The sequence below is a fragment of the Halorubrum salipaludis genome (genome assembly GCF_002286985.1).
Lineage (GTDB): Archaea > Halobacteriota > Halobacteria > Halobacteriales > Haloferacaceae > Halorubrum > Halorubrum salipaludis.
On record NZ_NSKC01000008.1, the window covers coordinates 132,240 to 144,910 of the forward strand.

Genomic DNA, 12,671 nt, shown 5'->3' on the forward strand with positions numbered 1-12,671 from the left:
GGCGTGATTCGGTCGGTGAGTCGGAGGTTTTCGGCCGGTGAGACGGAGTATTCGGTCGGTGAGTCGGTCAGCGGTTCCGAGAGCGGTCCGGGCGACCGGCGCTTACGCGCCGATCGACCAGAGCTGGGTCAGCAGGTACCAGTTCAGCACGTAGACGGCGGCGAAGACGCCGAGGAAGATCAGGCAGAGCGCGAACGTCCCGCGGAGCTCCACCGCGTGGATCGGCTCCCCGCCGTCGGCGTGGAGTCCGCCCTCGGGGAGCATCCCGCCGTCGTCGCCGACGGGGAGCCGGTCGCCGAACAGCAGCGAGCCGACCGAGACGCCGACGAACAGGACGCCCGAGAGGATCGCTAACAGCGCGAAGACCCCGAAGATCATGAATATCGGGATCGCGGCGGAGAAGCTGAACTCCGAGCCGGGGATGTTCCTGACGACCTCGGCGGTCCGGCGCGGCACGCCGTAGAGGATCCCCGCGTACATCAGCATGAGCGTGGCGACGCTCATCGCGGCCCCGTAGGCGTACGGGATCGCGCTCGCCAGCGTGTCCGAGATGAAGTCCCGACGGAACATCGTCTTGATGACGAATAAGACGAGCCCGAAGAACGCGAGCGTCGTCCCGAGCGCGACCGTCGCGTGGAAGTGCCCGACCGTCGCGAGGGTGTTGTGCCAGGTCATGTTCACCTGCACCTGGCCCATCACGACGCCGGTGATCCCGCCGAGGAACCCGAAGAGGATGATGCTGAAGATCGTCGAGGCGAAAACGGGGTTCTTCCAGGGCGCGGAGGTGAGCCAGCCGAAGAGCCCGCCGCCCTGCCCCCGGCGACGGCGCCCGGCCTCGATCCCGGCCGGGATCGCGAACGCGTGGATCATGCTCGCGAAGGCTGCGCCGTAGAACGCGTAAGAGGTGTTCCAGATCCGCCAGCCGGCGGACATGCCGGGGTCGACGAGCAGGTGGTGGGCCGCCCCGAGGTTGATGAAGAAGAGGTAGAGGATGAAGGCGGTCCGAGAGACCTTCTCGGAGATCACGACCGCGCCGCCCACGACGTGGGTGAGGAAGTACCACACCGTGATCATCGCGAGCAAGTTGATCTGCTGGGTCCCGTGGCCGACGATCCAGTAGAGCTGCCGGTAGATCCCCGGATCGACGGAGGCGATGAGGTCGATCCGCCACGCCAGCGCGTACGAGAACGCGGCGATCCCGCCGAGGATCGCCTCGACGGCGACGATACCGGCGATGAAGGCGCCGAAGGCGACGAGCGGGAGCGTCCGGCTGCTGTCGCGGGTCTCCGTCCAGATCGTCGCGAAGAACGGGAGCGCGGCGATCGTGGCCCCGAGCAGGAAGAGGACCGCCGTGCCGTAGAACCACGGCGAGACGGGGAGCGGGACGTACGCCGTCAGAAGCGGCGCCTCGTTGGGCGCCTCGGCCAGCCAGATGGACGCGTTCACGCCGATCGCGCCGGCGAGCATCGTGACGTAGCCAACCCCCGCGAGTTTGCGGAGCGGGAGCTTCCGGCCGAGCACCATCGGCCCGCCCACGTAGAGGACGGCGACCTCCATGAACACCATCCAGAAGATGAGCAGGTTCCACGCGTGGATGCTCAGGTGCGTGTAGTAGCTGCTCGGGTCGATCAGGCCGACGAACTCCCAGCGCGTCATCGCGACCGAGAACGCGAAGCTCCCGCCGACCGCGAGCGCGATCACCGCGGTCAGCCCGAACAGCTTCACGTAGTTCTCCACGGACCGATGAACCTCGAGTCCGGTCACCGAGCACGTGCGGAACCCGTCCGCGCCGTAGTCGTTCCGGAACAGGGAGGCGATCGCCGACATGCTATCCCTCCACCACCGTGAAACGGCCGTGCATCGTCCGGTGGCCCTGTCCGCAGAACTCGTTGCAGACGACGTGGTAGGTGCCCGGCTCGTCGAAGGTCATCGGGATCACCCACTCCGAGCCCGGGAACACCTGGAGGTTGATCTGCTTGTTCAGGTTCTCCTCGGGCCTGACCGAGAAGCCGTGCTGCACGTCGTAGGCGCCGAGGTGGATGTCGTACTCCCGGCCCGCTTCGAGGACGACTGGGAGCCCGTCCCAGTTGAACCGCATCGCGCCGACGTACACGTCGTCTTCGGGCGGGATCAGACCGTCGTCCGTCTCCTCGGCGGCCTCCTTGTACTCGCCGACCCGGTCCTGATACTCGTCGGGGTCGACGTCGTAGGTCGTGCCGATGGGGTTCTGGTCGCCGAACTGCGTGAACCCGGCCATCCACGAGAAGATGCCGAGCGACCACGCGCCGGCGAGGCCGAGCCAGACGCTCTCGCGGCGATGCACCGGTGTGTTCCACCAGTCGTCGTCCGGATCGTCGAGTGGGTTGCTCATGCGTCGATCACCTCACTGGAAGCGACAGGAGGTCGAGTAGTCCCCATCCGACGTAGGCCACGAGAAAGAACACGATCGCCGCCGCGGCCAACAGCCAGATACGGTTATAGAGGCGTTGCATCGCAGGTACCTCTCCGCCGTCGGTCGTCGTACGGTTGCTCATGAGTCGCTCACACGGGCAGATACACGGATATGCATGGTGAGCGTTAGCCCGCACATGTTCGCGCGCCGGCGTCGCGCCGGCTCACATCGCGAGCGTTTCCACCAAGATCGCCGCGAGGACGGCCCCGAGGTAGGCGTTCGAGGCGTGGAAGCTCCTGTAGGCGGCGGCCCGCCCGTCCTCGTCCTCCCGCCCGTCGGCGTCGTACTGGCGGACCACGCTCCGCACGAACACCGCCCCGAGCGCCGTGGTGGTGACCGCGTAGAGGACGCCGAGGTCGGTGACGCTCCCCAGCAGGACCGCGGCGATCAGCGTGACGCCGAGCCACGCGAGGATCCGCCGGCGCGCGGTCCCGACGCCCGCGACGACCGGGAGCATGGGGTAGTCGGCCCGCGCGTAGTCGTCGCGGTGCGCGATCGCGAGGTTGTAGAAGTGCGCCGGAGTCCAACAGCAGACGACGACCGCGAGGAGGACCGCCGGGAGCTCGACGGTCCCGGTCACGGCGGCGTACCCGATCAGGGCCGGAAGGGCGCCGGATCCGCCGCCGATCACGGTGTTCCACCGAGTCGTGGGCTTCAGCAGGACCGTGTACACGTACGCGTAGTAGACGACCGCCGCCGCCGTGAGCGCGGCCGCGAGGGCGTTGACGAACGCGAGCAGGACCGCCATCGAGGCGACGACGAGCGCGACGGCGAAGGCGGTCGCGCGCCGGACGCCGACCCGGTCGGTCGCGATCGGCCGGTCCGCGGTCCGCCGCATCTTGCGGTCGCGGTCGCGCTCGTACACGTGGTTGAACGCCCCCGACGCGCCGGTCGCGAGGGCGCCGCCGCCGAGGGTCGCGACGACCGTCACGCCGTCGAGCTCGGCGCCGGTCGCGGCCGCGAGACCCATCCCCGCCAGCGCGAGCAGGCACAGCAGCCACAGCAGCCGCGGCTTGGTCAGCTCCAGATACGCCCGAACGCGGTCGCGGAACCGGAGCGAGCCGCGTTCGGACGCCGGAGGGCCCTCGCTCTCGGCGGGTAGGTCCGCGGTGGACGCCGCGCGGTCGTCCGAACCGCCCGGAGCGCCGTCGTCGGCCGGAACGTCCCCCGTCGCCTCCGCCCTGACCACGAGCGTCGCGAGGAGAGCGGCGAACACCGCGATCCCGCCCAGCAGGTGGAGCCCGTCGTCGAACGGCAGCGCGTCGGTTCGCCCCGCGAGCCCGACGCCGGCCTGCGCCGCGTAGGCGATCAGGACGGCAATCGTTCCGGCGCGGACCCCGCGAGAGGCTCCCGTTCGGTGCGCGAGAAGGGCCGTGGCGACGAGCAGTACGCCGACGGCGACCGCGGAGACGTGGTGGACGGCGACCACCGCGGAGCCGGCGTCCGCGGCGGCCGTCGCGCCGAGCGCGACGAGCAGATACGTCCCCACGGCCGCCCAGATCAGAAGCGTCGTGAGCGGCGGTCGGTCCATACGTCAGCCTCGCGTCCCGGACCCGCGGTTCTTCCCCCGAATATGTTCGAATCGGGATCTCGGGGCGACACCGAAACGGCGTCCGCGAGTGATCGAGGAGCCCCTCAGCGCCACGCCTCCCGCAGGAACACGAGCGCGCCGCCGAGCATCGCGAGGTTCCCGAAGAAGGCGAGCCGCTCGCCGCTCTTGTCGTCCTCGTCGGCGTTCCAGAAGTCGTGCATCGTCGCCGTCACCGCGGTGAGGAAGGCGACGGCCGCGCCGGTCGCCACCCGCGGGAGCCGCCAGAGCGCGATCCCGAGTCCGGCCGCGACCATCATGCCGGACGCGAACGGGGCCGCGAGGTCGGGCGCGGGCACCCCCGCGGACTCGGCGTACTCGATCGTGTCGTCCATGTCGCGGAAGTCCTCCGAGGCCTGCGCCGCGAGGCCGACGCCCAGGAGCACCCGGCCGAGCCGGGAGGGCGCGCCGCGGCCCTGGTCGTCACCCGTCGCGCCGGTGGTGTCGTCGTTGTCGCTCATGGATAGCGAAACGGTAGCACGCCTCATAAATCGGGGTGTCGGCCGGGGGAGCGAGCGCGCCCGCCGCCCCGGTCCGGCGGTCGCGTCCGTCAGCCCCAGTTCCACCGGGCGTGGAGCCGGCGGACGGACAGGTCGAGCCAGAAGCCGATGAAGCCGATCACCAGCATGATGGCGGGGATCTCCGCGTAGGAGAACCGGTCGCGGGCGTCCAGGATGAGGTAGCCCAGCCCGGTGTTGACCCCGAGCATCTCCGCGGGAACGAGGATGATCCAGAGGATCCCGATAGAGAGGCGGATCCCCGTGAGCATGTCCGGAATCACCGCGGGGACGACGACCCGGCGGAGCAGCGCGCGCGTGTCGCCGCCGAGCGACTCGCCGACCGTGATCCAGTCGTCGTCGATCGTCGCGATCCCGTGGGCGGTGTTCAACACGATCGGCCAGAGGCCGGCCATGAACATCACGAACACCGCGGACCGGGTCCCGACGCCGAAGACGATGATGGCGATGGGGAACCACGCAAGTGGCGAAATCATCCGCATGAACTGGAAGAGGACGGTCGTCGCGCGCTCGGCCGCCTTGAAGTAGCCGACGACGATCCCGACCGGGAGCCCGACCGTCAGACAGAGGCCCAATGCGACCGCGAATCGGTAGACGCTGACGAGCACGTGGTCGTAGAACGACGGCGACGCGACCAGCTCTGCGAGGACGGCGAACGTCGCCGCCGGCGCGAAGTTGGTGATGATGCCGCTGCCGAGCGCCGTCACCGTCCACCAGACGGCGAGGCCGCCGAGGAGCCCGACCGCCGGCAGCAGGCGGCCGCCCTCCCCGACCAGCTCAGAACCGGATCGTCTCCTGTCTCTCGTAGCCATCGTCCTCGGGGACATCGAACGCCGGCGGGCCGCCGGCCGCTTCCAGCGCTGTGCGAACGGGGTCGTACGCGACGAGGTCGTCGGCGACCTCACCGGGCTCTAAGTCGTCGAGGAAGGCGTCCTCGCCCTCCACGCGGGTCTCGCTCATGCGGCGGACAAGCTCCTCCGTGTACGACGGGTACGGGTACGGGTAGAAGCCGATCCGGTCGATGTCCCAGTCGGCGTTCCGGATCGCGCCGGAGTCGAGGTACGGCTCGTGGTCGTCGTAGTGGGTGAGCGCCCGGTCGATCGGCTCCGGGCCCTGCGGGAGCAGGCCGCTCCCCTCCGAGGAGAGCAGCCGTGCGGCCTCCGACCGGTTCTCGCGGAGGTACTGCTGGGCGTCGACGATCCCGCTCATCACGTCGGTCGTCCACTCCGGCTGCGACTCGACCAGCTCCTCGCGCATCACGACGACGCAGCAGGCGTGCTCGCGCCACACGTCGCCGGTGAACCGGAGGATCTTCCCGCCGGCGTCGAGCTCGCCGATCGCGTTGAACGGCTCGGCGACGATGTACCCCTCGATGGAGCCGTTCTCGAGCGCGGCCGGCATGTCCGGCGGCGGGGTCACGACGAGGTTGACCTCGTCGTCCGCCACCTCGTCGGCCGAGGAGTCGGTCCGGGGCGTGAGCCCGTGCTCGCGGAGCCCCATCTGGAGGATGACGTTGTGGATGGAGTACCAGAACGGGACGGCGACGGTGCCGCCGCCGAGGTCTTCCCACTCGTCGATATCCTGTTGGACCGTCAGCGCGGAGCCGTCCGTGTGGTCCCACGCGACCACCTTCACGTTCGCGTCCAGCGTGTCGCCGTAGCGCATCCACACGGTCATCGGCATCAGGAAGTGAGCGACGTTGACCTCGCCGGAGAGGAACGCCTCCGAGAGGTCGGACCAGCCGCGGAACAGGGTCGGCTCCGCGGCGTCGACGCCGTGGTCCGCGAAGTGGTCGTTGGCGTACCCCGTCAGCAGGGGCGCCGCGTCCGTGATCGGGAGGTAGCCGATCTCCGCGGTCGGCGGCCCGTCGTCGCCGCCGAGACAGCCGGCCGTGGCGGCGACGCCGGTCGCCGCGAGCGACGCCAGCCCGGACTCCTTCATGAACTCGCGCCGGGAGAGGCCGCTCGTGCGGGCCTTCTCCGACGGGTTCCGCCAGCCGGCGCCGCCGACGAGTTCGCGCGCGCTCGCGGCGACGTCGGGGTCGACCTCGTCGCCGCGGGCCGTGGAGTGCTCGTGAGTCATTCGAGTCCCACCGCCTCCAAGTGTTCGAACGTCGCCGCGCGCTCCGCGAGGAACGCCTCGTCGTCGCGCGAACGCGTCTCGCTGTCGATGCGTTCGACGTGCTCGATGCCCGCGGGCACCGGCCCCATGATCGCGACGCGGTCGCCGAGGTACACCGCCTCGTCGATGTCGTGCGTGACGAACACGGCGGTGACGCCGAGCTCGTCGACGATCCGGAGCAGCTCGTCCTGTAGCTCCATCTTCGTCAGCTGGTCGAGCGCGGAGAACGGCTCGTCCAACAGTAGCACGTCGGGATCGTTCGCGAGCGTCCGCGCGAGCGACGCGCGCTGCGCCATCCCGCCGGACAGGTCCGCGGTGTCGGCGTCCGCGACGCCGTCGAGCCCGACCAGCTCGAGCAGCTCGTCGACGTGGTCGGCGTCGGGCTCCTCGCCGCGGAGCCGCGGCCCGATCTCGACGTTCTCGCGCACCGAGAGCCACGGGTAGAGCAGCGGATCCTGAAAGACGACGCCCCACCGGTAGTCGGGGCCCGTCACCGCCTCGCCGTCGATCTCGACGCGGCCGCCGGTCGGGTCCTCGAGTCCCGCGAGCAGGTGCAACAGGGTCGTCTTGCCGCAGCCCGACGGGCCGAGCAGACAGCAGACCTCGCCGGGGTCGACCCGGAGGTCGAGCCCGTCGAAGACGAGGGTCTCGTCGTACCGCTTCGTGAGGTCGCTGGCGACGACCGGCGCCGCGTCGGCGGCGCTCCGAGCAGTTCCGGCGCCGCCGGCGTCCTGCTCGACCGCGGACGCGGAGTCGGCTCGGGCGTCGGCCCCGCCGCCGGAGTCCCCGCCGTCGTCGTCAGTCGTCGCCGCGCGGGACTCGATCGACATCGATCAGTCCGCCGTCGCCTCGGGCTCGTCCTCCTCGGACTCGGCCTCGTCGTCCGGGAGCACGCCCTCGTCGTCGAGCTCCTCGGCGGTCCCGATGTCGGCGTCGTCCGGGACGAAGCCCTTCTCGCGCATCCAGTCCGTGGTCGCGTCGATCCGCTTCTCGTCGGGGGCGCGCACGGGGAGGAACTCGCGGAGCTCGAACTCCTCGCGGAGGCGCTCGAAGTTCACGTCGTCGAACGCCGGCTTGTCGCCGGCCTCGTCCTCGAGGAGCTCGACGTACCGGTCGGTGTACCCCTCGAGGTCGTCGTTGATGTCGGCGACCGCGCGGTTCAGCGCCGCGAGGAACCCCTCGAGCTTCTCCGGCTCGGGCTGCTCGCGCGTCGTGATGGCGGCGCGGCACGGGCCGTCGAACACCTCCTTCAGCTCCTCGTCGTAGCGGCCGAGGGTGACGAACGGCTCCAGCACCGCGATGGAGTCGACCTCGCCCGCCTTCACCGCGTCGAAGCGCTCCTCCGCCTCGCCGACGTGCTCTAAGACGATCTCGTCCTCCTCGAAGCCCTCGTTCTCCAGCATCTCGCGCATCGAGTAAAAGGAGGTGGCGTACTTGTTGATCCCGACGGAGCGACCGCGCAGGTCGTCGATGGTCTCGGCGTCGTCGTCGGCGTCGACGAAGACGACGCGGTCCCACTCGCTGTAGGAGCCGACGATGTCGCGGTCGGTCTCGGAGACCTCCTGGACCGCGTTCCACTCGCAGACGCCGTGGGTGCCGCCGTCCTCGTCCATGTCGTCCCACCAGTCGGCGTCGAAGGCGTTCTCGCCCTCGAAGTCCTGCGTGCCCGGCGCGAAGTACGAGAGGTCGGCGTCGACGCCCTCGTCCTCGAAGTACCCGTTCTCCTCCGCCACGTCCTGGACCAGCCTCCACGTGAAGTATTCGTGGGAGACATTCAGATCTGACATCGAATACCCCTTGGTTTTATTGTAGGGTATAGTCCCGGAAACCGACAAGGATGTGCGGTGAAACCGCCTTCGCGCAAATATTGCGATCGCCGAACACGTTCGTCCGTCGACACGACCGCCGGTCAGTCGCAGTTCACTGTAGATCCGCCACAACGGGCGTTTTCGCCCGGTACCGTGATCCGCTCGTATCCGATATACCCGCAATACTTGTTGGATCCTCTGTCGGCTCCCGAAAAACGGGGGTTCAGCCCCGTTCGATCCGGTCGAGCAGGGTCGCCGTCGCGTCGGCGTCGAAGGCCAACGGTCGCCGCCACCAGGGCCCCTTGCCCGAGTCGCTTGAGAGCGCAGTGACGAGCCGGCTCGCGTCCGCGCCTGATTCGGGGCTGCTCAGGGGGACGACGCGTTCGAAGGGCCCGGACGCGTGCGGATCGCCCGCGACGACGACCCGCGCGTCGAAGGGGTCCCGCTTCAGGTGCGCGTTGGTCGGCGCGAGCGCGGCCGCCGCGTCGCGGTCGACGAGGCCGGAGGAACCGGACGCGCTCGCGTCGACCGCGAGCACCCGATCGACGCGGATCCCGGCGAAGAGGTACGCGCCCCAGTCCGGAGCGAGGTCGCCGTCGGCGTCGAGCGCGTCTCGCTCGCCGCCCTCGGCGGGGGCCTCGTCCGGACCCGCCCAGCCGTGCGGCCGCAGCGACAGCGTCGCGTAGAAAAACAGCCAGTCGCCGGGTTCGAGGTCGACGATCCGGCCGGCCTTCACGCCGTGAGGGTCGCCGTAGGTCGCGCGGTCGCGGCCGTGGACGCCGGGGAGCTCCGGGTCCATGTGGACCGGCGTCTCGCGCAGGTCGGCGGGCACCGGGAAGGGGAGGTCGAGGTCGGCGTAGGTCGGGAGCGGCTCGTCGACCGGGAACCGCTCGCGCGGGAGCGTCGCCGCCGACTCGGGGATCGGCACGTACGCGAAGGAGCCGTCGGGGTACACCGGCCCGCGGAACCCCGGCTGGTTCGTGTTGGCGGCGACGTTGACGGCGACGGCGCGGGGGCCGGCGCGCTCCCGGGGTGGGCTCACCGGTCAGTCCGCGGTCGCCGCGGGCGCGCCGTGCTCGATCTCGGTGCCGAGGAGGTCGAGGAACTGCGCGATCCACTCGGGGTGGTCGGGCCACGCCTGCCCGGTTACGAGGTTCCCGTCCGTCGTGACGCCGTCGACCCACGAGCAGCCGGCGGCCTCGACCTCCGGCCTGACCGCGGGGTACGCCGTCAGCTCGTAGCCGTCGAGCACGCCCGCCGCCGCGAGGATCTGCGGGCCGTGACAGATCGACGCGACCGGCTTGTCGGCCTCGAAGAAGTGCCGCACCGTATCGAGCACCGCCTCGTAGCCGCGGAGGTACTCGGGCGCGCGCCCGCCGGGCACGACCAGGGCGTCGTAGTCGGCCGGATCGATCTCGTCGAACCCGTGCGTGAGCGCGAAGTCGTGGCCGCGGGTCTCCAGGTACGTCTGGTCGCCCCGGAAGTCGTGGATCGCGGTCTTGACCGTGTCGTCGCCGTCCTTCTCCGGACAGACCGCGTGGACCTCGTGGCCGACCGCCTGGAGCGCCTGATACGGGACCATGATCTCGTAGTCCTCGCCGAAGTCGCCGACGATCATCAGTATCCGTTGTCCTGTCATGCGTGTAACACCACGGCGAGATACGTCCCGCGGCCGCATAACGGTATTGGCGGTCGGTAGCACGGCGCAGGTTCGCTGCCGCAAAATACGAAATCGATCGGGTCGGTCCCGCGTCGCTGCGACCTCCCGACCGCGAACCGGGCTTTAAACGCCGCGGCCCTGCAGCTTCTCCTCGTCGGCCATGTCCTCGTTGGACTGGCCCTTCATCCCCTTGCCGATGCCGGAGGCGATGTCGGCGAGCTCGTCGGGGTCGTCCCAGTTGTTGACGGCCTCGACGATCGCGTTCCCCATCTCGACGGGGTCCTCCGCGCCGAAGATGCCGGAGCCGACGAAGATGCCGTCACAGCCGTGGTGCATCATCAGCGCGGCGTCGGCGGGGGTGGCGATGCCGCCGGCCGCGAAGTTGACGACCGGGAGCCGGCCGGCCTCGGCGGTCTCGTGGACCAGATCCCGGGGCGCGCCGTGCTCGCGGGCCCACTCCTCGCGCTCCTCGTAGTTGAGTCCGGTGAGCGTGCGGATCTGGTTTTTGATGGTGCGCTGGTGCTGGACGGCCTGGTTGACGTCGCCGGTGCCGGCCTCGCCCTTCGTCCGGATCATCGCCGCGCCCTCGCGGATGCGCCGGAGCGCCTCGGGGAGGTTCCGGGCGCCGCAGACGAACGGCGACGCGAAGTCGCGCTTGTCGATGTGGTACTCGTCGTCGGCGGGCGTGAGCACCTCCGACTCGTCGATCATGTCGACGCCGAGCGACTCTAAGATCTCCGCCTCCTTGCGGTGGCCGATCCGCGATTTCCCCATCACCGGGATCGACACCTCGTCGATGATCTCGGTGACGTTCTGCGGGTCGGGCATCCGCGCGACTCCGCCGCGCTTGCGGATGTCGGCCGGGACGGCCTCCAGCGCCATCACCGCGACCGCGCCGGCGTCCTCCGCGATCCGCGCCTGCTCGCGCGTGACGACGTCCATGATGACGCCGCCCTTCTGCATCCGCGCGAAGCCGCGCTTGACCAGGTCGGTTCCCCGCTTCAGCTCCTCCAGATCCGTGGCCTCTGCCATGTCCGATCGGTGGGTCGCCGGCCACTTAACGGGTCGCCTTAGCGGATTGAGGCGACCGCAACCGCGAAGTCCCTCCGCGCCGAGAGTCGACTCGTGACCACCGGAGCCAGTCCCGCCGGAGCGAGCCTCACCGAAGCGACCCTCACCGGGGCCGTCCTCGCCGGCGGGCGGTCGACGCGCTTCGGCGACCGGGACAAGGCCGTCGCCCCCCTCGCGGGCGTGCCGATGGTCCGCCGCGTCGCAGACCGCCTCGTCGGCGCCGACGACCCCATCCCGCCGGGCGCAGACCGCGCCGCCGGCGGCGATCCGGTCGTCGACGAGCTCGTGATCAACTGCCGTCCCGATCAGCGGGCGGCGATCGCGGACGCGCTCTCCGGGCTTCCCGTCCCCCTCCGCTGGGCCGTCGACGAGGAGCCCGACCTCGGGCCGGTCGCCGGCATCCGGAACGCGTGTCGGGCCGCCGCCGGCGAGTACGTCGCCGTCGTCGCCTGCGACATGCCGTTCGTCGACCCGGGGTTCCTCGCCGGACTCGCGGCCGACGCCGCGGGGCGCGAGGCGGCGATCCCCCGCCTCGACGACCGTTGGCTCCAGACGACGCAGGCGGTGTACCGCGCAGAGCCGATGGCGGCCGCCTGCGATCGCGCGCTCGCCCGCGGCGACCGCAAGGTGCTGGCACCGATCGAGGAGCTCGACCGGACCGTCGTCGACGACGCGGAGATCCGCGAGCGCACCACGGAGCGGACGTTCACCAACGTCAACACAGACGCGGAGCTCGCGGAAGCGGAGACGGCGATCGGAGAGGCGCTCTCCGGGTCCGGGTCCGGCTCCGACGACGACGCTCAGTGACCGGAACGAGGCTCACCGGCTCCGACGACGACGCTCAGTGACCGGAGCAACGGGAGGGGAGGGAAACAGAGCGACTACTCTTTCAGCAGCTCGTACGCCTCGTTCAGCTCCTTGAACGCCGCCTCGTCGCCCTCCTCACCGTCCGGGTGGAGCCGCTTCGCCCGCGCTCGATAGGCGGACCGCACCGCCTCGCTATCGGCGGTCCGGTCGAGCCCGAGCGTCGCGTAGGCCTCCGCCTCGGACATCCCGCTCGCCGGCGGGGCGCGGTCGCGGGGGTCGCCGGCGCCGGGACCGCGGGCGCCGGACGCGGTTCGGCCCCCGGGACCCCGAGCACCTCCCGCCCCGCGGCCGAACCCGCCGTCGGTCGCACCGGCGGAGCGGTGCGCGGACCGGCGGTGTTCGGCGGCTCGCGCGCGCTGTCGGGCCCGTGCGCGCTCGCCGGGCCCCACCTGCGCGGCCTCGCGGCGGACGCGGTCGCGGAGCCGGCCGCTGGCGTGGTACCAGAGGAAGTACGAGACGATACCGAACGGGACGGCGACCGCCAACAGGACGGGAGAGACGACGACGCCGGCGACGAGCAACAGGGCCGTCAGTCCGATGAACGTCGCTGCCATGCCGACGACGATCGCGCGGTTCGTCACGGGTG

The 12,671-nt window shown here is 70.5% G+C and carries 14 protein-coding genes; 1 reads left to right on the top strand and 13 read right to left on the bottom strand.

Annotation, left to right across the window (positions count from 1 at the left end; translation table 11 throughout):
• Positions 1-102: 102 nt before the first annotated feature.
• From CK500_RS12255 to pdxS, 12 genes are all read right to left on the bottom strand, one after another.
• Positions 103-1,827 (bottom strand): cytochrome c oxidase subunit I, encoded by a 1,725-nt coding sequence (locus CK500_RS12255; protein WP_095637506.1) that lies wholly within the window; start codon positions 1,825-1,827, stop codon positions 103-105.
• A 1-nt stretch (position 1,828) separates the two neighbouring features.
• Positions 1,829-2,371 carry a cupredoxin domain-containing protein gene (locus tag CK500_RS12260; protein ID WP_095637507.1) on the bottom strand — a complete coding sequence of 181 codons (543 nt, stop codon included), beginning with the start codon at positions 2,369-2,371 and terminating at the stop codon, positions 1,829-1,831.
• Between the two features lie 7 nt (positions 2,372-2,378).
• On the bottom strand, positions 2,379-2,534 hold the full coding sequence (locus tag CK500_RS17435) for a hypothetical protein (RefSeq protein WP_198951558.1): 156 nt from the start codon (positions 2,532-2,534) through the stop codon (positions 2,379-2,381).
• 81 nt (positions 2,535-2,615) lie between these two features.
• Entirely contained in the window at positions 2,616-3,983 is a 1,368-nt protein-coding gene (locus CK500_RS12265) for a heme o synthase (protein WP_095637508.1), read from the bottom strand.
• A 104-nt stretch (positions 3,984-4,087) separates the two neighbouring features.
• Entirely contained in the window at positions 4,088-4,501 is a 414-nt protein-coding gene (locus tag CK500_RS12270; protein ID WP_095637509.1) for a DoxX family protein, read from the bottom strand.
• Positions 4,502-4,590: 89 nt separating this feature from the next.
• The gene (locus CK500_RS12275) at positions 4,591-5,370 is read right to left on the bottom strand and encodes an ABC transporter permease (RefSeq protein ID WP_158224045.1); all 780 of its coding nucleotides are present in this window, start codon (positions 5,368-5,370) and stop codon (positions 4,591-4,593) included.
• A complete protein-coding gene (locus CK500_RS12280; RefSeq protein ID WP_095637511.1) occupies positions 5,336-6,640 on the bottom strand; it encodes an ABC transporter substrate-binding protein in 1,305 nt (434 codons plus the stop codon). Before CK500_RS12280 ends, CK500_RS12275 begins: the two co-directional genes overlap by 35 nt.
• Positions 6,637-7,509: an ABC transporter ATP-binding protein gene (locus CK500_RS12285; protein ID WP_095637512.1), complete on the bottom strand. Its 873-nt coding sequence runs from the start codon at positions 7,507-7,509 to the stop codon at positions 6,637-6,639. Before CK500_RS12285 ends, CK500_RS12280 begins: the two co-directional genes overlap by 4 nt.
• Before the next feature lie 3 nt (positions 7,510-7,512).
• Positions 7,513-8,466, bottom strand: coding sequence for an ABC transporter substrate-binding protein (locus CK500_RS12290; RefSeq protein WP_095637513.1), 954 nt, complete (start codon positions 8,464-8,466; stop codon positions 7,513-7,515).
• Between the two features lie 244 nt (positions 8,467-8,710).
• Complete coding sequence (locus tag CK500_RS12295; RefSeq protein WP_095637514.1) at positions 8,711-9,529, bottom strand: Nmad3 family putative nucleotide modification protein; 819 nt, start codon at positions 9,527-9,529, stop codon at positions 8,711-8,713.
• Between the two features lie 3 nt (positions 9,530-9,532).
• Entirely contained in the window at positions 9,533-10,126 is a 594-nt protein-coding gene (locus CK500_RS12300) for a DJ-1/PfpI family protein (protein ID WP_095637515.1), read from the bottom strand.
• A gap of 144 nt (positions 10,127-10,270) precedes the next feature.
• The gene (gene pdxS, locus CK500_RS12305; RefSeq protein ID WP_095637516.1) at positions 10,271-11,179 is read right to left on the bottom strand and encodes a pyridoxal 5'-phosphate synthase lyase subunit PdxS; all 909 of its coding nucleotides are present in this window, start codon (positions 11,177-11,179) and stop codon (positions 10,271-10,273) included.
• Positions 11,180-11,272: 93 nt separating this feature from the next.
• On the opposite strand from pdxS, the gene mobA reads away from it, so the two are divergent.
• Positions 11,273-12,025, top strand: a complete 753-nt coding sequence (gene mobA / locus CK500_RS12310; RefSeq protein WP_095637517.1) for a molybdenum cofactor guanylyltransferase — start codon at positions 11,273-11,275, stop codon at positions 12,023-12,025.
• A gap of 74 nt (positions 12,026-12,099) precedes the next feature.
• On the opposite strand, the gene CK500_RS12315 is transcribed toward mobA, so the two are convergent.
• Entirely contained in the window at positions 12,100-12,666 is a 567-nt protein-coding gene (locus CK500_RS12315; RefSeq protein WP_095637518.1) for a J domain-containing protein, read from the bottom strand.
• Between the last annotated feature and the right edge of the window lie 5 nt (positions 12,667-12,671).